General features: G+C 48.3%; 14 protein-coding genes. 4 read left to right on the top strand and 10 right to left on the bottom strand.

The features are described 5' to 3' along the window. Positions 1-27 precede the first annotated feature (27 nt). Complete coding sequence (locus tag ACO0K8_RS01225; RefSeq protein ID WP_422944804.1) at positions 28-366, top strand: hypothetical protein; 339 nt, start codon at positions 28-30, stop codon at positions 364-366. 109 nt (positions 367-475) lie between these two features. On the opposite strand, the gene ACO0K8_RS01220 is transcribed toward ACO0K8_RS01225, so the two are convergent. From ACO0K8_RS01220 to ACO0K8_RS01210, 3 genes are all read right to left on the bottom strand, one after another. Then, complete coding sequence (locus ACO0K8_RS01220) at positions 476-772, bottom strand: SCP2 sterol-binding domain-containing protein (protein WP_422944803.1); 297 nt, start codon at positions 770-772, stop codon at positions 476-478. 82 nt (positions 773-854) lie between these two features. Beyond that, the gene (locus tag ACO0K8_RS01215; protein ID WP_422944802.1) at positions 855-1,505 is read right to left on the bottom strand and encodes a class I SAM-dependent methyltransferase; all 651 of its coding nucleotides are present in this window, start codon (positions 1,503-1,505) and stop codon (positions 855-857) included. Between the two features lie 131 nt (positions 1,506-1,636). Continuing rightward, positions 1,637-2,578, bottom strand: coding sequence for a CysB family HTH-type transcriptional regulator (locus ACO0K8_RS01210; RefSeq protein WP_422944801.1), 942 nt, complete (start codon positions 2,576-2,578; stop codon positions 1,637-1,639). Between the two features lie 174 nt (positions 2,579-2,752). Between ACO0K8_RS01210 and ACO0K8_RS01205 the strand changes: the two genes are divergently transcribed. Then, positions 2,753-5,002: a patatin-like phospholipase family protein gene (locus ACO0K8_RS01205; protein ID WP_422944800.1), complete on the top strand. Its 2,250-nt coding sequence runs from the start codon at positions 2,753-2,755 to the stop codon at positions 5,000-5,002. A 44-nt stretch (positions 5,003-5,046) separates the two neighbouring features. Here ACO0K8_RS01205 and ACO0K8_RS01200 read toward each other — a convergent pair whose 3' ends face one another. From ACO0K8_RS01200 to ACO0K8_RS01185, 4 genes are all read right to left on the bottom strand, one after another. Further along, a complete protein-coding gene (locus ACO0K8_RS01200; protein ID WP_422944799.1) occupies positions 5,047-6,036 on the bottom strand; it encodes a fumarylacetoacetate hydrolase family protein in 990 nt (329 codons plus the stop codon). Between the two features lie 263 nt (positions 6,037-6,299). Next, on the bottom strand, positions 6,300-8,168 hold the full coding sequence (locus ACO0K8_RS01195; RefSeq protein WP_422944798.1) for a methyl-accepting chemotaxis protein: 1,869 nt from the start codon (positions 8,166-8,168) through the stop codon (positions 6,300-6,302). Between the two features lie 231 nt (positions 8,169-8,399). Continuing rightward, positions 8,400-8,867 (bottom strand): DUF1854 domain-containing protein, encoded by a 468-nt coding sequence (locus ACO0K8_RS01190; RefSeq protein ID WP_422944797.1) that lies wholly within the window; start codon positions 8,865-8,867, stop codon positions 8,400-8,402. Between the two features lies 1 nt (position 8,868). Further along, positions 8,869-11,124 (bottom strand): ABC transporter ATP-binding protein, encoded by a 2,256-nt coding sequence (locus ACO0K8_RS01185; RefSeq protein WP_422944796.1) that lies wholly within the window; start codon positions 11,122-11,124, stop codon positions 8,869-8,871. Positions 11,125-11,557: 433 nt separating this feature from the next. Between ACO0K8_RS01185 and cphA (ACO0K8_RS01180) the strand changes: the two genes are divergently transcribed. After that, the gene (gene cphA, locus ACO0K8_RS01180; protein WP_422944795.1) at positions 11,558-13,732 is read left to right on the top strand and encodes a cyanophycin synthetase; all 2,175 of its coding nucleotides are present in this window, start codon (positions 11,558-11,560) and stop codon (positions 13,730-13,732) included. A 131-nt stretch (positions 13,733-13,863) separates the two neighbouring features. Next, positions 13,864-16,434: a cyanophycin synthetase gene (cphA, locus tag ACO0K8_RS01175; RefSeq protein WP_422944794.1), complete on the top strand. Its 2,571-nt coding sequence runs from the start codon at positions 13,864-13,866 to the stop codon at positions 16,432-16,434. A gap of 87 nt (positions 16,435-16,521) precedes the next feature. Here cphA (ACO0K8_RS01175) and ACO0K8_RS01170 read toward each other — a convergent pair whose 3' ends face one another. The 3 genes from ACO0K8_RS01170 to ACO0K8_RS01160 form a co-directional block, all read right to left on the bottom strand. Then, positions 16,522-17,472 (bottom strand): hypothetical protein, encoded by a 951-nt coding sequence (locus tag ACO0K8_RS01170; RefSeq protein WP_422944793.1) that lies wholly within the window; start codon positions 17,470-17,472, stop codon positions 16,522-16,524. A gap of 114 nt (positions 17,473-17,586) precedes the next feature. After that, the gene (locus ACO0K8_RS01165; RefSeq protein ID WP_422944792.1) at positions 17,587-18,069 is read right to left on the bottom strand and encodes a hypothetical protein; all 483 of its coding nucleotides are present in this window, start codon (positions 18,067-18,069) and stop codon (positions 17,587-17,589) included. A gap of 252 nt (positions 18,070-18,321) precedes the next feature. Next, on the bottom strand, positions 18,322-21,801 hold the full coding sequence (locus ACO0K8_RS01160; RefSeq protein ID WP_422944791.1) for a sensor domain-containing phosphodiesterase: 3,480 nt from the start codon (positions 21,799-21,801) through the stop codon (positions 18,322-18,324). Positions 21,802-21,859: the final 58 nt, after the last annotated feature.

Raw genomic sequence — 21,859 nt, 5'->3', positions numbered from 1 at the left:
CCGAGGTGAACTAATAGGAGTCACAAAATGGTTGCGGCCGAATTGCTCAAACAACAATCCAATTATCAAGAATATTCAGAAAGAAGAAAACGCAGTGTTACGCTTTTTACTTTAATTCAGCTAGCACCTTGGGAAGTTGTCGATGGAGAGATGCTGGAACAGGGTTACGCCTCAGAGGACGCACAACCATCAGGAAAAATGCGAGAGATTTGCCCTTATTGCAACAACGTTCCATTAGACTTAATTTTGCGCTATAAACATGTAAAACGTGCACATCTTTTTTGCGAGAATTGCACTCGATGCTTTGATGCACTCTATCCAGACGGTACTTCTGCACTTGCGTTAGGCGCTGCGTCTCTGCCTTAATACTGAGTTAAACCGTATCAAGCATCCGACAGTAAACACTGTAACGGATGCTTGATATTTTGTTTCTCGCTAAAAAACAGCAGCCCACATCAACTCAGATGTATCAGGCTTAAACGACATTCTGCAAACGCATTGCCACACTCATATCACCGGACACTTTGAGTTTTCCAGCCATAAAGCCATTAACTGGAGTTAGCTCCCCATTAAGCATTGCACTTAAATCTTCTAACAACATTGCTACTGTACATCCAGCGTCTAAATTTTCATTGCTCACAATATTGGGCGTTGAAAGCGCATCAATAAATACCACGCCATCGCTACCACAATCAAATTTCAAGGTGGCATTGAGATTACTTTGATCTCCTACTTTGGCGCGAATTGCCTCTGTACATGCTTGCAAATCCATGCGATCACTCCTCTTAAAAATTATCTAACTTGAAGTTTGAAAATTAAAACTAAAAAAATAAGTTATTAGTTTTTGTCGAAAATTACTTAAGGACACAAGTTAACATCCAAAAATATTGATTTCTAAAAATCCTGATATCCCTCGCCGCAAGGCCTATTCTTTTACGCAAAAAACTATCTGTTGGGAAGTTCTTAACCACCTCCACCCGACTACCATCCTCCTGCAAGCGAAACTGATGGGTATTACCCGCCAAATCAGTTCTAGCGATCACAGTACTACTGCCTTCAACATAGTTATTGTCTATCATTACCAGAAAACTCCCCTTTCCGGCGGCGCGACTAAATTGCGCAAGCACATCGGCTTGCTCTTCGCGTTTAACATGTGACCAAAAAAAACCAGCAAAACAAGCTGAATATTGCTCTTTCGTTGACGCTGGCAGGGCGAAAACATCCGCCAAACCAAATTGAACCCGATCCAACGGATACTCTTTAGCAGCGGCGACATCAAGCATGGATTGATTGATGTCGGTGGCTAACACAGACTGCACAACGGGTGCGAAACGCTCAGTCCAATACCCCGTCCCACAGGCGACTTCTAGTACTTTATGATTTTCCAAAGCACTGTTGACACGCTGCTCGATTTCCAATAAATCTTTTTGACGCTCTGGCCTCTGATAAATACTCTCGTAGGTATTAGCACGCTGTGCGTAATATTTACTCATTACTTCACGCATAATTTTCTCTTTTCTAAAAAAATATAGCCGGAACTTTAAAATCCAACGGCATATTTTTATTCAATGACATCCAGCAAATAACAATTCAGCGTATCGATACTGACTATGAGGCTGCTAGCGAATCAGCGTTCTTATAAATCATAGGTATCTTTATTTCCCTGCATGACTTGATCGATCAGTTTGCGGTTGATGGTAGGAGTCAATAACTCTATAAAAGTATAGATATAACTACGCAGATAGGCACCACGTCGCATTGCAACACGCGACACATTCATGCCAAACAAATGCCCTACTGGTATCGCTTTCAACTGAGTATCTCGCTCCGCGTCAAAGGCCATGCCTGCAATAATACCAACGCCCATCCCTAACTCAACATAGGTCTTAATGACATCAGCATCAATTGCCTCTAGTAGCACATCTGGTTTTAAATCGCGAATCTCAAACGCATGATCAATTTTGCTGCGCCCGGCAAAGGCCGCATCATACGTAATCAAGGGGTAATGTGCAATCTCCTCTAAGGTAATTTGCTTCAACTTGAGTAAGGGATGCTCGGGAGGAACAACAACCACATGCTCCCACTGATAACATGGCAAGGACACCAAACCATCAATTCCTGCGATCGCCTCGGTAGCAATTGCAATATCGGCTTGATCACGCATCACCATCTCAGCAATTTGTTTAGGATTACCTTGCAACAGCGAGAGTCGCACTTTCGGGTATTTTTGCATGAACGCCTGCACCACTTTAGGCAAAATATAACGTGCCTGAGTATGTGTCGTCGCTATAGTGAAACTACCGCTATCCTGCGCGGCATATTCCTTACCGATTCTCTTTAATCCGTCGATTTCCTGCATGATCAACTCCACCGACTCAAGCACCGCTCTACCAGGCTCAGTTAAGCCACGAATACGTTTGCCATGCCTTGCAAAAATATCTACACCAAGCTCCTCTTCGAGCTCAATAATTGCCTTAGAGACTCCGGGCTGAGACGTAAATAAGGCCTTAGCAGCTTCGGTTAAATTAAAATTTTGTCTTACTGCTTCGCGTACAAAACGCAACTGGTGTAGGTTCATTGATTAGCTCTTGTGGCCTCAGACTAGGCCGATTGCTTGGTGATTGTCTTATGCCATTGAGTGATGACAAGCTTCATTTAATATGCTTTCACTAGTATATAGAGCCTAGGAAAAGAATTCCACGCTTACAATAGCGCTCCTCTCGTATCATCCTCATTATTTCGATTATTACCTATGCAAACTTGGCGCATTATTACTTTCTTCCTGTCTTTATGCATATATGGAAGCTGCTCTGCAGAACGAATCTCCACAAGTGCAGTCGTAAAAACACCAAAAATTTGCCTGGCGCTGTCTGGAGGAGGCGCGCGCGGCTTTGCTCATGTCGGCGTATTAAAAGTGCTCGAGGATCTGCGCATTCCGATTCATTGTATCGCTGGTACTAGCATGGGAGCGGTGGTCGGTGGTTTGTACGCGGCCGGCCTTTCCGCCTCCGAGATCGAGCAACGGCTAGCCAAACTCAAACTCAATGAGATCGCCCTTGATAGAGTGGAGCGACGACTCCTGCCACAATCCTTAAGGGAAGAGGATGCCCAATACCCACTTGGTGCCACACTAGGATTAAGCAGCAGCGGAGTGCGCCTACCAACTGGTGTGGTACAAGCGACGCAGTTTTTAGAGTTGCTCCACAATTGGACCGCCCACATAGACCCCGACGTCAGTTTTGATCAACTACCAATACAATTTCGAGCAGTGGCGACGGATCTTGAAGATGGAAAAATGGTGGTATTCAGACAAGGGCCTTTACATAAAGCCATACGTGCCAGCATGGCAGCACCCGGCGTCTTCGCCCCAATTGAAATAAATGGTCGTTTATTGACCGATGGAGGCCTGGTCCGCAACTTACCTATTGACATTGCACGTAGCATGGGAGCCGATATAGTCATTGCCGTCAACATAGGGACGCCCCTTATGCATCGCGATCAATTGCAATCGCTACTCAATGTGAGTCAGCAAATGATCAACATCCTCACGGAACAAAATGTGGAGATGCAGAAGGCGAGCTTGCGTTCAAATGATATTTTGATAGAACCAGAGCTAGGATCCATTAGCTTCATGGACTTTGGCCGGTCGACAGAAGCTTCCCAAATTGGACAAGACGCAGCGCTTGCGAGCGCAGACAAATTAGGCGCTTACAGCTTAAGCCTCGAGCAATACGCACTGCACCAAGTCTCACGCCTACGTTTAAACTTACCAGATATAAAGATAAATTTCGTTGAAATCGCCTCAAATGGCTTAATACCAGAAGCCGACATTCGGCGCCAAGTTGATATCAATAGCGGAGCCCGCTATGACGCGGAGGAAATTAATAGTAAATTGGCGACGCTCAACGTATCCCGCGAATATGACAACATCAATCATGAATTGGTAGTGCGCGATGGTGAATACGGCGTGCGTATCAATGCGCAAGAACGTAATTGGGGTCCGCATTTCTTAAGGTTCGGCCTGGCACTTTCTAGCGGCTATGAAGGCACTGGAGGATTCCGCCTGCAAATCGGCCATCGGCGCCCATGGTTAAACGAGAGCGGACTCGAATGGCGCAACGACGCTGAATTCGGCAATACACTAAAATTACATTCAGAACTACGCCAACCACTCAAATATCGCGACGGTCTATTTGCCGCGCCCTACGCCGAAGCCCTGAAAAGCACGCGCAATCTTTATGAACAAGACACCCGTATTGCGGAATACGAATATCGTCACATGCAGGCCGGACTCGATCTTGGATTCCCGATTGGAGAGCAAAGCAAACTGGGAGAAGCCCGAGTCGGCATCAACTCGAATCTATATCAGGTCAGGCCCAAACTGGGCGGGATACCAAGTGCCGATATCCAAACAAATTCAAGCTCCAGTAATTTTAAAAATGCGGAACTTCAGCAGATTGGACTAAAAACATCGGTGGTGATAGACCAGCTTAGCGATCCCGTCTTTCCACGTCACGGCTATAAAAATGAAACTGAATTTTTTTGGGGCATGAATCGATCCCGGGATACCTACCAAGAATTTTCTAGCAATACGATTTGGGCACAAAGCATCAAGGATCACAGCATTTACTTGCAACTAAAAGGATCTGGGCTATTTCAGTCTGGCACAGAAATACCTGGAATCGGCCCTACCCTTGGGGGCTTTCAACAACTATCGGCCTATCAACCAGATCAATTTGCTGGCAATTACCTTCTATATGGCAGCCTGACCTACTTATTGCGCGCTGTGAAATTCGATCTGGCGGGGCAAAGCCTGTTTTTGGGGAGCTCCCTGGAAACAGGAAATGTCTGGAATAAGGGGAGCGACATTTCCTTCGCGTCTCTCCATAAAAGTGCCAGCTTATTCGCTGGATTTAACAGCTTCATAGGCCCTATTTATGTCGGTTTTGCGCTGGGAACATCTGGCGCCAGAAATATATTTTTCCAATTGGGTCGCCAATAATTTTAGCTATCGCAAGACGGCCCAACTTCGCCACTACTTAGTAGCTATTTTTGATGGTATTCCACGATACTTTGATCAATCGCGCCAAAAATAGATTTGCCATTTTTATCCAGCATTTCTATGCGTATCGTGTCGCCAAACTGCATAAACGGCGTGCTAGCCACGCCATCCGCTATCATCTCAAGCGCGCGCTTTTCTGCGATACAGCTAAAGCCTTTACTCGCGTCTTTATTCGAAACGGTGCCTGACCCAATAATAGTGCCCGACCGCGCATGACGAGTCTTACATAAATGAGTAATTAACTGAGAAAAGGAAAACACCATATCGACGCCGGCGTTCGGCTGCCCAACTAATACAGCATTCAAACTCGAACGCAGGGGCAAATGTAGCTTACCATCCTTCCATGTATCACCCAACTCGTCGGGAGTGACTGCCACCGGAGAAAAACTAGTGGCAGGTTTAGACTGAAAGAAACCAAAACCTTTGGCCAGTTCCGCTGGAATCAGATTTCTCAGCGAGACATCGTTCACCAGCATCAACAAGCGTATATGTTGCGCGGCATGTTGCACCTTGCACCCCATAGGCACATCATCCGTGATCACTGCGATCTCACTTTCAAAATCTAAACCCCATTCTTCCGACTGCAATTCGATATCGTCATTAGGGCCGATAAAGTCATCGCTTCCGCCTTGATACATTAAAGGGTCATGCCAAAAGCTATCGGGCATATCTGCATTGCGCGCTTTACGCACCAACTCGACATGATTCACATAAGAAGAACCGTCAGCCCATTGGTAAGCCCTAGGTAGCGGAGCCATACATTTTTGAGTGTCAAAATCGAAAGCACCACTCGCTTTACCTGCATTGAGACGCTCAGACAACTGAGTCAATTGCGGCGCAATAAAAGCCCAATCGTCCAGAGCACGCTGCATGGTGGCCGCGATTCCGTCAGCGATAGCAGCAGTTTTCAGATCACGTGAAACGACCAGCAATTGACCATCGCGCGATCCATCTTTAAGTGTCGCAAGCTTCATACGATATTTCTCTCTTTTACGCATCCTCAAAAAGGATGATTCATTAAATCAATCAAATAAAATAAAGCATAGGCTGGAGACGCATATTCCATGCGGCTCTCCGAGGCACATGGCCGGGAAGGCGCATGGAATATGCGCAGTGGGCCTATGCAAAAAAACATTTTAAATAAAAAAGCGCGCACCTTTTTCAGGAGGCGCCGCTTTTTTATACCGTCACTTACATCACTCATACTCAGAGCCAGCGCACTAGCACCGGCCCGTTTTTATTCTTCGTAGGACAAGGCTGGCTCATTCGAGCGTTTGGCCGCTGCAGCGGGCCTTACTCTAGGCCCGCTCTGCGCTTCAACCCTAAATGCGGACATTGCAGTTTTCAACAGATTAACTTGCTCTTCCAAAGAGCCTGCTGCAGCCGCAGCCTCTTCGACCAAGGCCGAATTTTGCTGGGTCGCTTCATCCATATGCGCCAACGCCAGATTCACCTGTTGAATGCCGTCGCTTTGCTCGGCAGAAGCATTAGTAATCTCATTGATAATTTCGGCAACCTGCTTCACCGCCTGCACAATACTAGACATAGATTCACCGGCCTTATCAACCAAGAGCGACCCTTCACTGACCTTACTAACCGAATCCTCAATCAGCGTTTTAATCTCTTGCGCCGCAGCGGCACTGCGTTGCGCCAAGGTGCGCACCTCACTGGCAACCACGGCAAACCCGCGGCCTTGCTCACCAGCTCGCGCCGCCTCCACTGCTGCATTTAAGGCCAAAATATTGGTCTGAAACGCAATCCCCTCGATCACGCTAATGATATCGACGATTTTTCTCGAGCTGTCGGTAATACCTTGCATAGTATTGACCACGCGTCCGACCACCTCGCCACCTTGCGTCGCCACCCCAGAAGCATTCAAGGCCATCTTATTTGCTTGCCGGGCATTATCCGCATTATTTTTTACCGCAGCGGTCAATTCTTCCATGCTGGCAGAGGTTTCCTCTAGTGACGAAGCCTGCTGCTCGGTGCGTCCAGATAAATCCATATTTCCGGTGGCGATTTCGGATGAGCCGATTGCGATTGAGTCGGTAGCTCTGCGGACATCCACCACCATCACACGCAATTGCTCGAGAAATTTATTGAAGGCGTGTGCCGTTTGTGCCACTTCGTCTTGGCCGTCTATCTCAATTTGGCGACTCAGATCGCCGCCGCCTTCGGCGATTTCTGACATCGCATCCCGCACGCGACGCAAGCCACTCAACATATGCCCCACCAACCAGGTAGACAAAGGAAGCAACACCGCCAGCATGGCGATTAACACAACGATAGACATGATGAGCAACTGATCAAGCGCCTCAAGGGCTTTTTTCTTATCAATCACCAAAGCCAAGTAAATTTCTGACCCCGATATTTTTTGTAGCAACAAGAAATGCGGCTTGCCGCCAACATCGGTCACGACAGGATCTTTTTGTTCGGTGAGCTTCGTCAAATTTTCCAAAGCTAACTCGGCTGAAATTTCCTTGGCCGGTTTTAACACTTTCGACGCATCAGAATGCGCCAGCACCTGACCAGTTTTATCCAGAAGAAAAGCGTAACCACCGCCAGCAAGTTTAATATTTAAAATTTGCTCAGCAATTTTTGTCAGAAAAACGTCGGCACCTACCACGCCCCCGTCACCGCCCTTCACCGGAGCGGCGAAAGAAATCATTAAGCCAGGAGGCGCGACGCCCATATAAGGTAAAGTCACAATAGGCTTTTTCGCTTCCAGCGCACCTTTATACCAAGGTCTGACTGTAGGATCGTAACCAGCAGGAGGCGGGTCGGATGGAATATTGGTGAATGCCTTATCGGGTTGTCCCTGATAGACGCTGAGAAAATTGCCGCCTGCGCGTATCATGGTCAAACTAGTGGTTAAGTCGGCACCATTTCCCAATCCTTGCGCTAAACTTTCCATAATGGAAAGATTACTTTGTATCCAATTACTGAACATCGCGTTATAACCTGCCGCAACGCCGCGCATCTCATTGTTCAGATCAGTCTCAATCTGCGATTTCATCTTTGCATAACTGCCGACGGTCAACAATATAGTGCAGACCGTCACCAACAGAGCGATTACTGCGATCAGCCTGGTTTTCAATGAATTCATGACGACTCCTTCAAACGGAAATGATGGAAAAGCAATCGAGAAAAAGAATTAGAGCAAGAAATTTAATCTTACTACCGTTTAATTCTTGCGTCAGAAATAGATACGAAACCGATAGTTAAAGGATGACTATCCGATGCGCGACAGCCACGCAGCCAGATTTTTTCCGCAGGGATCACTTTGGCAATCCAATTAGGCAGCCCGTCAAACTGCCCCGCACTGATAAAAATACGCTTACAAAAACCGATCGAGGATTTTACGACTATGCCTGTCTATCGCATGCATATCCCGGATTAGAAATTGTATGCCATGGTTGTCAGACACGAGTATCGACGCCTGTCCCAGACGTCGGATATCTTCCTCACCTTTTAAAACAAAAGCGGTATTGCCTCTATCCGTTTTGACATACCAAGTGCAGGGTGTAGCGTAACTACTAATGCTTTCAATTTTTTGTATCTCTGGCATAAATTCACGTCCAGCCAATTCAGCATCCACCAGAGCGCGAATAGCATCAGGTAAATCGCTCAAGCGGTCTATCCAAGCCACTTCTTGCCCATCTTCCAGCACCAAGGATACTCCCTCGTCCGGTGACTGAATCGGAAACGCGCGCACTGGACTCACATTCTCGTGCACCGTGCCGTCGCCGCTAATTAACACTAAGTGCTCAAACGAATTTCGCGTCAGCTGAAAATTACACGTCATTTTATTCTCCTCCTACATTAGCGTTACGGGCCTGCGCCTCGTACAGACGGAAATACGCCGACTCGCGCGCCATCAATTCATCATGACTTCCGACTTCAACCACCTGCCCCCGATCTAGCACAACTAAGCGATCCGCCTTATGCAAGGTAGACAGTCTGTGTGCAATTGCTATCGTGGTACGTCCTTTGACCAGATTATCCAAGGCTTTCTGGATTTCTTTTTCGGTTTCGGAGTCGACCGAAGAAGTCGCCTCGTCCATAATTAAAATACGCGGGTCAATCAATAAGGCACGCGCTATCGAAATTCTTTGGCGCTCACCGCCAGACAAGCCCTGCCCACGCTCGCCGACCATAGAATCATAACCCTGTGGCAGCCGTAAAATAAATTCATGGGCATGTGCAGCTCTCGCCGATGCGATGATTTCTTCGCGACTGGCATGCGGTTTACCGTAGGCGATATTTTCGGCTATGGTACCAAAAAACAAAAACGGTTCCTGTAAAACCAGACCGATATTGCTACGGTAATCAGCTACTGGAAAGGAGCGGATATCCACCCCATCAAGCATAATCGCGCCTTCGGTCACATCATAAAAGCGGCAAATCAAGTTAACCAAAGTGCTTTTTCCAGATCCACTATGCCCGACCAAGCCAATAAATTCGCCTGGTTTAATACTCAGATTAATACCGCGATTGACGGCCCGATTGCCGTAACGAAACCCAACTTCTCGCAAATCAATTTTGCCTTTTACTTCGGCAATTTTTACCGGCTGCGTCGGTTCAGGCACACTAGAAACATGATCCAAGATGTCAAAAATACGTTTCGCTGCCGAGGCCGACTTCTGGGTAACAGAAACGATGCGGCTCATGGAATCGATACGTCCATAAAAATTACCAATAAAGGCTACCGCTGCAACTAGAGATCCAACGGTTATTTCATTGTGCGACACTTGCCAGATACCGAAGGCCCACACCACCAAAATACCGAGATCGGTTAAAAATGATACCGTTGGAGAGAACAGGGACCAGACTTTATTGAGCTTATCGTTGACGGCGAGATTATGTTTGTTTGCCTCGCGAAAGCGTGTCGCTTCCCGGTTTTCCTGAGCAAAGGCCTTGACGACACGAATACCCGGGATGGTATCTGCCAGGACATTGGTCACCTCACCCCACACCCTATCGATTTTCTCAAAGCCAGTCCGCAATTTGTCGCGCACTAAATGTATCATCCAGGCGATTATCGGCAATGGCAGTAAGGTCACTAAAGCGAGCTTGGTATTAATTTGCATCAGAGCCACGACTGTCATCAAGAACATCAATACGTCGGTCGCGAAATCAAGTAAATGCAAGGACAAATACACGCATATCCTATCGCTTTCGCTACCAACGCGTGACATCAAGTCACCAGTGCGCTTGCCACCGAAATATTCTAAAGATAGTTTTAAAAGATGTTGATAGGTTGTGGTACGTAAATCGGCTCCAATACGTTCAGACACCAAGGCCAAAATATAGGTTTTACCCCAACTCAACAGCCACGCAATGACTGCGGAACCAAGCAAACCGCCTATATACAAACTGACCAACTTAGGATCAACATATTGTCCATTTTGATAGGGAATTAGCACTTCATCCGTCAGTGGTTTAGTTAGGTAGCGCGGTATCATATGGGCCGCGGTGCCGAGCAACATCAAACTAAAACCTAACAGCAACTGCCAGCGGTAAGGCTGAGCGAAACGCCATAAGCGAAACAAAGTCCAGGTCGAAGGTGGCGTGTAGATAACTTTGGTACAGACCGGGCACTCTTCCTGCTCAGGTTCCAAGATCGCTTTACAGCTAGGACAGATATTTTGCTCAGCATGCACTACGGGTAAGCCACTGACATGACTTTCACACTGTTCTTTAAATTGATCGATCAGGCGAATCGCTAATAAATTCTGTCCTAAGGTAAACCGCCAGCTCGCCAAACAACCTTGCGCATTTAACAACTCCAAATGACCTACGCCGGCATGGTCATGATGTTTAAGTTGCAGCCCCTCGACATATGACCAAGTGCGCCATTCGGCATCGCCATCTGCCTTGGCCAGCAAGCGCAGCTCCGTGACAACAATGAGACCTTTGACAAAATGAAGTCGCTCGTCCAAGTCAACCTCGACCGAGCATAAAACGTTTTCATCAACAGACAATTGTTTTTTGACGTCCGCACGCCATGCTTCGGGCAGCGACAAAAATGAATTATTCGCACTTAATTGTTTAGTTGTCATTGTAAAGCAAACTCCAGTTCATCCCCTTGCACAGCTCGCGGCAAGGTATAGAAATAAGGTAAATGAAGGACATATCTGATTATTCAAACTGCTCTGGCTAAAAACTGCAGCAAATCAATGCGCCAAGGCATCGTAGTGTGTCACGAGAGTAGAAATTTACGGTATTCTATCGAAAGAAAAAAATCAGATCAAAATCTGTAAATAGGGAAGCGATGTTTTTTTCAAGCAAGCGCGAGTATACCAGCAAGAGTTATCGGTCTATTCTTAATTTTGCCTAGAAAATAACTGATGATCTATCTGAGATATTTGCGCCTGCGTCACCAAGAAAACAGCAATGCAAACTCAAATAGTAAAACGACACAATTTTTCAACGCTTCTAAACGATTGAACGGGTTTCACAATAAGGAAATCCTGCCATGAAAAAATTAAATACATGACAACGAAGAAGAAAAACATAGAATTTCTCCGTGTAACACATTTACGCGGACCGAATATCTGGACCTACCGCCCGGTAATTGAAGCATGGCTAGATATCGGAGAGCTAGAAAATACCCCATCAAATACTCTGCCCGGATTTTATGAGCGACTGATCGCTGCACTGCCTGGCTTAATTGAACATCGCTGTGGCGTTGGTGAGCGCGGTGGATTTCTGGAGCGGGTACGAGAAGGCACTTGGGCTGGCCACATCCTGGAGCACGTCGTACTTGAGCTACAAAACCTGGCTGGCATGCGTACCGGCTTTGGACAGACACGTTCTACCAACACTGCTGGCGTGTATAAAATGGCCTTTCGCACCCGCCAGGAACAAGTTGGCCGTGCGGCCCTGGTGGCAGCGCGTGATCTATTGATGGCTTTAATTAACGATCAAAGCTACGATCTGGAAAGTAAGGTCGCAGAATTGCATGAGCTAGTCGATGATCTTTGCCTCGGCCCTAGCACTGCGCATATCGTTGATGCTGCCACAGAACGCAAAATTCCCTTCATCCGTTTGACCGAAGGAAACCTGGTACAACTAGGACATGGCGCGGCACAACGCCGGATCTGGACCGCCGAGACGGATAGTACTAGTGCGATTGCCGAAAGTATTGCGAGCGACAAAGACCTTACCAAAACATTACTGCAGTCTTGCGGCGTACCGGTGCCTGAAGGTAGCCTGGTAAAAAGTGCAGAAGAAGCATGGGAAGAAGCGCAGGATATCGGCCTACCAGTGGTAGTAAAACCTTACGACGGTAATCATGGCCGAGGGGTTTCACTCAATCTAATGACAGAAGCTGATGTAGTAGCGGCATATCATCTGGCAGCCCGAAAAGGTGATAGCGAAAGCGTCATCGTTGAACGCTTTGTCACTGGCAACGAACATAGACTTTTGGTCGTAGGCAAGCATGTAGTTGCCGCAGCTAAAGGTGAAGCGCTGTGGGTGATTGGTAACGGCACATCGAATATTATCGAATTAGTAGATGACCAGATCAATACCGATCCGCGGCGCGGTACCAATGAAGATTCGCCATTAAACGCGATCGCTCCACAACACGGTGCTGAACATATACTAGAGCTCGAACGTCAAGGTTTAACCGCGTATTCGATACCGCTAGATGGCCAAAAAGTCTTAATTCAGCCAAATGGCAATGTCGCTTTCGATGTCACCGATGAGGTGCATCCAGAAGTGGCGCGTGCCGCTGCATTGGCAGCCCGCATTGTTGGCCTCGATATAGCGGGCGTCGACCTGGTAGCAGACGATATCTCACGTCCACTGGAGGAACAACGTGGCGCGATCATTGAAGTCAATGCTAGCCCCGGTTTGCTCGCGCATTTAAAACCCGCCGAAGGCAAACCACGCCCTATCGGAACTGCCATCATTGCCAATCTTTTTGCTGCAGATGAAAGTGGGCGCATCCCCATTATTGGTGTCGCTGGTAGCCAAGGTACTAGTCTGATTTCACGTCTAGTCGCCTGCATACTCAGCGTCAGCGGCAAACATACAGGGGTTGCCTCTAGCCAGGGCCTGTTTCTGGACAGTCGCCATGTGGTGAAAACGAATTGTGCCAATTGGGATGCAGGCCAACGCTTGTTACTAAATCGCTCAGTGCAGGCGGCAGTATTTGAAACCAATCCACGCATGATACTTACCGATGGATTGGCTTACGACAAATGTAAGGTCGGCGTCGTCACCGACATGGGCAGTAGCGCTGGACTGGCTGAATTTTACGTCAATGATCCCGATCAGATGTTTAAGATTTTGCGCACGCAAATTGATGTGGTATTGCCCGACGGCGTTGCGGTTCTGAATGCGGGAATTCCGCAAGTAGCTGAAATGGCTGCATTATGTGACGGCGCTGTGATTTTTTATGGCATCGATGCAGCGCTAGCACCGATCGTCAGTCATCGCAGCAAGGGAGAGCGCGCGGTGTTTCTCAAAGATAGCAACATCATATTGGCAAGCGGTGATGAAGAACTAGTATTGATGTCATTGTCTTCGCTAAAACCAAGTAAAGCGCAGCAGCCGGAAAGTATTATGGCCGCCGTCGCTGCCGCTTGGGCAATGGAGATTTCACCTGAATTAATAGGTGCGGGATTGAGAACCTTCGACTCCGCCACCAAAAACAGCTAACTATTAATTCACTAAGGATGATGTAAATTGCGATTCTGCAGCCCTCGAAAAATATACACAAGCGGGTTCAGTTTGCATCATTCCTCGTACACTTTTTTTGGCACAAATGCCAGCTGATAGGATAAAGGTTTATGGAAGTATCACGTATACGGGCACTGCGCGGCCCAAATCTCTGGAGTCACCACACGGCGATCGAAACGATAGTCAGTTGCACGCCAGAAGAATGTTCTATCGCTGACTTACCGGATCTTGAAATTCGTCTGCGTGCCCGCTTTCCAGAAATTGGCCCGCTGCAAACGACCGGCCATGATGAGGCCATATCAATGGCACACGTCCTGGAATTGGCGACACTAGGCCTGCAAGCCCAAGCCGGTTGTCCAGTCACTTTCAGTCGCACTACCCAAACATTAGAGACCGGCATATTCCAGGTAGTCGCCGAGTATTCAGAGGAGGCAGTAGGTCGCCTTGCCTTAGAATTGGCTGAGACTCTATGTCTATCAGCATTAAATGACACGCCTTTTGATCTGCCGGGTGCGCTCATTCAATTGCGCGATCTGGATGAAGATGTGCGCCTGGGTCCGTCTACCGGATCCATAGTACAAGCTGCCGTTGCCCGCAACATCCCATATCGTCGCCTCACAAATGGTTCTCTGGTTTTATTTGGATGGGGTAGCCGACAGCGAAAAATTCAGGCGGCTGAAATGGATGGCACCAGCGCCATCGCGGAGGCGATTGCACAAGACAAAGAACTGACCAAACGCTTGCTTGATGCTGCCGGCGTGCCTGTACCATTGGGGCGCACTGCGATTGACATGGATGATGCATGGGCAATCGCCTGCGAAATCGGATTGCCGGTGGTAGTCAAACCTAAGGATGGCAACCAGGGTAAAGGCGTCACCGTCAACGTCACCACGCGCGAGCAACTCGATGCCGGTTATATCGCAGCATCCGAATTTCGCGATGATATTTTGGTGGAACGCTACTTGCCAGGCAACGATTTTCGCCTGCTGGTAATCGGTAACAAGTTGATTGCGGCAGCTCGTAGAGATCCACCGCAAGTGGTCGGCGATGGCACGCATTCCGTGCGCGAGCTAGTCGAACAAGTAAATAAAGATCCACGTCGAGGCACTGGTCACGCCACCTCGCTAACCAAAATTCGTTTTGACGATATCGCACTAGCTAGCCTGGCGAAACAAGGCTATCTGGCAGACACGGTACCGCCAAAAGGCAAGCGTGTCATCTTACGCAATAACGCAAATTTATCGACAGGCGGCTCTGCCACCGATGTCACTGACGATGTCCATCCAGACATCGCAGCCAGCGCAGTCGCGGCCGCCCAGATGATAGGCTTGGACATTTGTGGTGTCGACTTGGTCTGCGACAGCGTACTCAAACCAATAGAAGACCAAAATGGTGGCATCGTTGAAGTTAACGCTGCCCCCGGCCTGCGCATGCATCTATCTCCCTCGTTTGGTAAAGGCAGGCCAGTGGGTGAAGCGATCGTCGCGGCTATGTTTGCCGATGGCGATGATGGTCGCATCCCGGTTGTTGCAGTCACTGGCACCAACGGAAAAACCACGACAGTGCGTCTGATTGCTCACCTATTGACAGCAAGCGGTCTACGTACCGGCATGACCAATACCGATGGCGTCTACATAGAAGGCCGTCGTATTGATACTGGTGATTGTAGCGGTCCCAAAAGTGCCCGTAATGTCTTGCTGCATCCTGATGTCGATGCGGCAGTATTTGAAACAGCACGTGGCGGAGTATTGCGCGAAGGTCTGGCGTTTGATCGCTGTCAGGTGGCGGTCATCACGAATATAGGCTCCGGCGATCATCTTGGATTGAACTACATCACCACGGTAGAGGATCTCGCTGTACTTAAACGTGTCATTGTACAAAACGTTGCAGACAGCGGTGTCGCAGTTTTAAATGCCGGCGACCCTATCATTGCGGGAATGGCTAACAATTGCACCGGCACGGTTACCTTTTTTGCCGCGGATAACCAAAATCCGGTAATGGCGCGCCACAAGGCGCAAGGCAACCGCGTAGTGTATATCGATGGTCAAAATCTGATCGCATACGAAGCTGCAGAAATACAAAAAATCCCACTCTCCGCGATACCTATCACTCGCAATGGCGCCATCGGTTTTCAAGTTGAAAATGTCATGGCGTCGGTCGCCGCAGCCTGGGGTGTAGGAATCACCTGGGAATCCATACGCACAGGCCTCACAAGTTTTGCCAATGAAAGCGATAATGCACCAGGGCGCTTTAATGTCTTTGACTATCGTGGCGCGACACTCATCGCAGATTACGGACACAACCCGGATGCCATTTTAGCCTTGGTGCAAGCAGTGGAAAGCATGCCTGCCAAACGCCGTTCTGTCGTTATCAGTGGCGCAGGAGACCGGCGCGATCAGGACATTCGCCAACAAACCGAGATTCTCGGTGCCGCCTTTGACGAAGTTGTGCTGTATCAGGATCAATGTCAACGTGGCCGCGCCGACGGTGAAGTCGTTGCCTTGCTCAGAATGGGGCTGGCCAATGCCAGGCGGACCAGAGAGATCAAGGAAATCAATGGAGAATTCATCGCCATTGACACTGCATTGGCAAGCTTGTCTGAAGGAGATTTATGTCTGATCCTGATTGATCAGGTGGAAGAAGCCCTGGCCCATATCGCCAAGCGCATTGCCGAAGCCTAGACTGCATTAAAAAACTAGTAGTGAAAAAAATGCCAGAGCAATCTGGCATTTTTTATTTCTGGAGGACATCACTTACGCTTTTGGCGACTATGCCGAATGCATGCTCTCTGGAATTGCGGCAGTATTTACAACTGTATCGGGAGTCACAGGCTTGCTCTCAAGCTGTACTGGCTTTAACTTCGCTTCGTCTACATAAGCATTATTGAGTTTTTTAGATTGCGACGTGGGTGACGTCAACAAATCGAGCAAACGCAATGTTAAATTACCATTACGCTGAGCCTGATTGCCGACACCAGTTGCTGGTAATTGAAATGTCATCTTCAATTTACCGTCGTCTAACAAGCTAAATAGATCCTGAATACTTCCAGGGAAGTGCGCTCTCAAGTCCTGAGATGCTTGCGATGGCGAGTCTGCAGCAGTTTGCGCAGTCGTGACTGGAGTCTGAGCGGTGTCAGCATGATGGCGGTGATCGTGAGTTGATGCGTGTTGATTAGAAGATACGCCTGCATCATTGTTAATCTCAGAATTATTGCCATTGCGCGTCCAGCTTGATGCGCTCGCCTCCGCCATCGCTTGATAATGCACCTCTACCTCAAAATTATAGACATGCCCGTCGGCCGTCGTAATCTGTCCCTTACCGATAAAATCGGAGGCTTCCTGCACGCTCATCGTCGTCGCGTCACTACTACCGTTGGGGCCACTACCGTGCTGCACAGTCGAGGAAAAACCTGCCATTGCCGAGATACTAGCGCTATCAAAAGAAATTTTCATATCCTTAGCGGCATCACCAAACAATTGTTTGGCAAAATTATTTATTAAGCTTTGTGCCATATCGATGGTGGCACTACCAAGATCATTGGCGCGCTTGGCAAGCGCTAATCCTGCATCAGATAAACTGACCACATCATCATTGGACGCCTGCTCAATCGTTTGCAGCTTGGGCAAACGGCTTGGTGTCGATGGATTAGCGGCAGCTAATACATCACTCATTTTTTGTGGCAAAAATCGGCTATTCGCGAGCGAGGAAAGTGTGTTCATCAGAATTCACCAAAGTGGCTAGGTAGATGAGATATCGACCAAGATCCGCAGATCTTGAGCGCACCACTGAAAACACAATTGCCAAAAATAAAGAACTACCGAGCACAAGCTACGCTAAATCTGCACAGAATTTGGCGAAATACCTGCTGCCTGCTGCAAATGCCAAGCAGCTCGCTCATGCGCCTGCACGAGAGTATTCACGATTTCCAGAGGATAGCCATGTTCCTCATACAGGGCCTGCCATTTTGGTAACATGAAACGGCGGCCCTCCAGCTCATCAGGGAGGTACCAGATATTCATCACTTCTTTTGGGAAATGCGCTCGCCCTTTTTGCAGCACTTGTCCATAGGCAGAGAGCGCGTCGGGCGAGGTCATCATGCTCACACTCCAGCTAGACACAGTCACGAAGGGTTTTTGCGGGGTCCAACTACTTAACAAGGCCGCCACTGTCCGCGCAAAAGCCCTGATCACCTCAAGATTAAACGGCCCTGCGATCTCGTAATAGATGACCGATTCTTCACGCTTAATCGAAATACTTCCATGCGGTGCAAATTTGCTGCCGGCATGCTCGCTGGTGTGGTGTTTTTTATTCTTCATGCATCTCTCAAGAAAACCGCAGATTAGCTCATCCTACCGACATTCACCATCGACAGCCGTTTTATTTTGCCAATTCAAGGCGCAATCCCTTGATCAAAAAAACACCGGAAAATCCAACTTATCGGTCGGCATTATTGCCATCTGAAAAGCACGGAAAGCGCGCGGAAATTTGAAACCGATTGCAGGCATGTCAGAAGCGCCGAGAAATTTACTTAGGCGAAGTATTCGGTCGATGCTTCTGCCAAAATCTACTCAAACCGACTTCACCAGTTTTTCAAAGTCGCCTAACGGCACCGGTCGGCTAAACAGAAAACCTTGATACGCGTGACAACCATGGGTGCTTAGAAAATCTCTCTGCTCGGCCGTTTCCACTCCTTCAGCGATGACCGCCAATCCCAGACTTTGACCCAAGGCAATAATAGTACGGGCAATTGCCGCATCATTCGGATCGATCAAAACATCACGCACAAATGATTGATCAATTTTCAACTGATCCAGCGGTAAACGTTTGAGGTAAGCGAGGGATGAATAGCCGGTTCCAAAGTCATCCAAAGAGAAACACACCCCCTTGGCTTTAAGTGCAAACATTTTATCAATCACATCACCTACATTGTCGACCAGCAGACTTTCGGTCAACTCCAACTTCAGCCTTTGCGGATTAGCACCCATCTTACTGATTACGGCCAGCACTTGTTCGACGAAATCCGATTTTCGGAACTGATGTGCACTCACATTCACGGCAATTGTCAGATGCGCCGTTGCAGGCTGCTTGGCCCACTCTGCCAATTGAGCGCATGCACTCTCGAGCACCCATAAACCAATCGGTATAATCAGACCGGTTTCTTCCGCGGCCGGAATAAATTCGGCTGGCGATATCATGCCTCTAACTGGATGCCGCCAGCGCACCAGCACCTCAGCCCCAGTGATACGTCCGGCTCCCGCTATTTGCGCCTGATAATGCAAAAGGAATTGTCCCGACTGTACCGCCAAACGTAAATCGGCATCTAGCTCAGCACGCTTTTTAACGGTTTCTTCCATGCTAGGATCAAAGAAACGAAAGGTATTGCGACCGGCAGCTTTGGCCCTGTACATGGACATATCGGCCTGTTTGAGCAAGTTGTCAGTGCTGCTTAGATTTCCTTTAAAAAGGGTAATCCCTACGCTGGCGGTACTATGATGTGAAATAATTCCTAATAGGTAGTTGTTACCCACCGCCGTAATAATTTTTTCGGCGACCGCCTCAGCGCCAGCAATCGCCTCAACTTCGTTTTTACTCAAATTAGCCAGTACCACCACAAACTCATCGCCACCTAAGCGAGCTACGGTGTCGCCTTCACGTACGCACTGTGTCAGGCGCGGTGCGACCTGCTTCAACAAACTGTCACCAATGTCATGTCCCATACTATCGTTGAGCGATTTAAAATTATCCAGATCGATGAACAGCACCGCACCATATTGCTCACTGCGGCTACTCGACGAGATCGCTTGCTTGAGGCGATCATTCAGGAGCGTACGATTGGGTAATCCTGTAAGTTGATCGTAAAAAGCGAGTTCATTGATTTTTTCTTCAGATCTTTTTCTATCGGTAATATCAGAGGCAAAGGCAAGTATGCATCGCTGACCTTCCAGTGTCATTATTTCACCTGAAATACTGACCTTACGTTGCTCTCCATTTTTGCAATTCCATACTGTCTCGTAATTCATCAGCCGACCTCGGGCATCGAGCCCCGCGATCCAAGGGCGGCGCGCGGCTTCACTATCCCACAAACCCACCTCTACAGCAGTTTTGCCCAGCAGGTCAGCCGAGCTCCAGCCAAAATCACGTTCATAGTTTGCATTGACTTCGATGAAACGCCCTTCTTCGGCGCTGGCAATCGACGCCGCCATAGGTGCCGAGGCAAAAGCGGTCGCAAACCTTTGTTCAGATAGCCGCAAGTTCATTTCATTGAGCTTGCGCTCGGTAATATCTCGGGTAATTCCGTGAAAACCGACCAATTGACCTTGCGCGTTGCGCTCCGGGCGCGTCAGTATCTCAGTCCAGATCAGGCGACCATCTTTGCAGCGTTGTTGCACTTCAAACGTTGTAGAAGCAATTGGTTTATCGCGCTGATCAGGTGTCCGTTTTTCTTGCAATTTTCGCGCGACAATAGCAACGCCTTCTTCGGTGAGTAATTCCGAAAAATGATGACCTATCACCTCATCCGCCCGGTAGCCCCGCATCCGCTCGTCGGCCGGACTGATGTAAGTAAATAGATTATTAATGTCTTGCTTCCACACCACGTCAGAGGCGTCCTCCGCCAGCAAACGAAAATGTGCTTCACTTTCACGCAAGTTCTCAGCCGCCTGGTTACGCTCTATCGCGATGCTGACCAAATGAGCTGCTCGCTCGATCAAAAAATTATCCTCCTCTGAAGGCCTATTTGCCTGTCGATGATAAATGGCAAAAGTTCCTAGCACTTGCCCCTGTGAGGCGCGTATCGGTTGCGACCAGCAGGCACCCAAGCCAGCGCTGGCGGCGAGCTCTTTAAACTCTTTCCAGTAAGGATGTGTTTGTATATCTTCGACCACCACGCGCTCACCGGTAAATGCGGCAGTCCCACAAGAACCTACACCCACGCCTATGGTCACACCATCCAAGGCTTTATTATAGAAATCAGGCAGGCTTGGCGCGACACCTTTGCCGAGATGCCGCCCCTCTTTATCCAACAGCAAAATACTGCACAACATTTCGGGATTGAATTCTTCCATACCACGCACCACCGCTTCCAACATCTCTGGCAGTGGTGCGCTACTACTAAGCACCTCCAACACGCGGCTACGAAAATGCTCAAAATCTTTGGACTGCTTTCTCTCATCGTCAATTTGGCGGAGTTCGTTTTGCGTAGTGGCCAACAAGCCAAGCACACTTTCTTCCATGCCATTGGCAACCACAATCGGGGTGGAAAAATCTCCATGCCCTAATCTCTTGAGATGCCCATGAACTTCATCGATGGTGGCTCCCAGTGTCACTTGCAAGACTGTGCTAACCCGCCAGAGCATGTGCAATAACAATACGGCGAGCAAACAAAAAACAATTCTCATCGCATCGGCCATGAATTCGGCTTGATGGACGGCACCCAAAGTGCGCTGATCCATCAAGGTATAAAAGGAATTAATCGGCAGCATAATGGCCGCCTTAGCCTGCAGATATGGCTGATCGAACAACATCGCTCTTGCCTTAGCGTAATGAGCGTCATGCAGATCACCATCGGCCTCGACTAGCTTCATTGCCTCCAATTCAGTCACCGCCAAACTATCTGAATTGGCCTTAGCGTTTTGCAGCAGTTGAACTTCTTGTTCGGAAAATTCAAGTTGACGCATCGATCCCAACATCGCGGACGCTGGCCCATTCCCCACATCCGGCGGACGACCGGCCAGTACCAGATCCCAGTACACATTTTCATAACCCAATGGGCGAGGCAATTGACCATCACGGATTGCGATGATTTTTTTGTAATAATTTTTATAAGAGATGTCACCGGTAATGACATAAGAGCGTGCCATGCGCGTGAGATCGTCCGAACTTTGATGCAGTTCATCAGCTAGTAAAAAAGACTGGTGACGCAACTCGTTGGCGCGATCTATCCTTTTTTCAACCAAGACATAGGTACCGAAAACGATGGCAATGAGAAGAAAAACAAAGCCGGTACGCCATAACTCGCGGGAGTAAGGGGAGGTATCTCGATATCTCATTGACTAAGCTCCCTATCAGTAAAGGACTTGCAATTGTGCCGGCAATCTGTGCCAAACC

This window comes from Undibacterium sp. Ren11W (genome assembly GCF_049340485.1).
Taxonomy (GTDB): domain Bacteria; phylum Pseudomonadota; class Gammaproteobacteria; order Burkholderiales; family Burkholderiaceae_D; genus Undibacterium.
The sequence above is the reverse complement of the archived record's forward strand: the minus strand, read 5'-3'. Positions and strand labels throughout refer to the sequence as shown.

Coding starts and splice junctions, on each gene's coding strand:
- ACO0K8_RS01225 (WP_422944804.1), top strand. CDS start 28: ATGGTTGCGGCCGAATTGCTCAAACAACAATCCAATTATCAAGAATAT.
- ACO0K8_RS01220 (WP_422944803.1), bottom strand. CDS start 772: ATGGATTTGCAAGCATGTACAGAGGCAATTCGCGCCAAAGTAGGAGAT.
- ACO0K8_RS01215 (WP_422944802.1), bottom strand. CDS start 1,505: ATGCGTGAAGTAATGAGTAAATATTACGCACAGCGTGCTAATACCTAC.
- ACO0K8_RS01210 (WP_422944801.1), bottom strand. CDS start 2,578: ATGAACCTACACCAGTTGCGTTTTGTACGCGAAGCAGTAAGACAAAAT.
- ACO0K8_RS01205 (WP_422944800.1), top strand. CDS start 2,753: ATGCAAACTTGGCGCATTATTACTTTCTTCCTGTCTTTATGCATATAT.
- ACO0K8_RS01200 (WP_422944799.1), bottom strand. CDS start 6,036: ATGAAGCTTGCGACACTTAAAGATGGATCGCGCGATGGTCAATTGCTG.
- ACO0K8_RS01195 (WP_422944798.1), bottom strand. CDS start 8,168: ATGAATTCATTGAAAACCAGGCTGATCGCAGTAATCGCTCTGTTGGTG.
- ACO0K8_RS01190 (WP_422944797.1), bottom strand. CDS start 8,867: ATGACGTGTAATTTTCAGCTGACGCGAAATTCGTTTGAGCACTTAGTG.
- ACO0K8_RS01185 (WP_422944796.1), bottom strand. CDS start 11,124: ATGACAACTAAACAATTAAGTGCGAATAATTCATTTTTGTCGCTGCCC.
- cphA (WP_422944795.1), top strand. CDS start 11,558: ATGACAACGAAGAAGAAAAACATAGAATTTCTCCGTGTAACACATTTA.
- cphA (WP_422944794.1), top strand. CDS start 13,864: ATGGAAGTATCACGTATACGGGCACTGCGCGGCCCAAATCTCTGGAGT.
- ACO0K8_RS01170 (WP_422944793.1), bottom strand. CDS start 17,472: ATGAACACACTTTCCTCGCTCGCGAATAGCCGATTTTTGCCACAAAAA.
- ACO0K8_RS01165 (WP_422944792.1), bottom strand. CDS start 18,069: ATGAAGAATAAAAAACACCACACCAGCGAGCATGCCGGCAGCAAATTT.
- ACO0K8_RS01160 (WP_422944791.1), bottom strand. CDS start 21,801: ATGAGATATCGAGATACCTCCCCTTACTCCCGCGAGTTATGGCGTACC.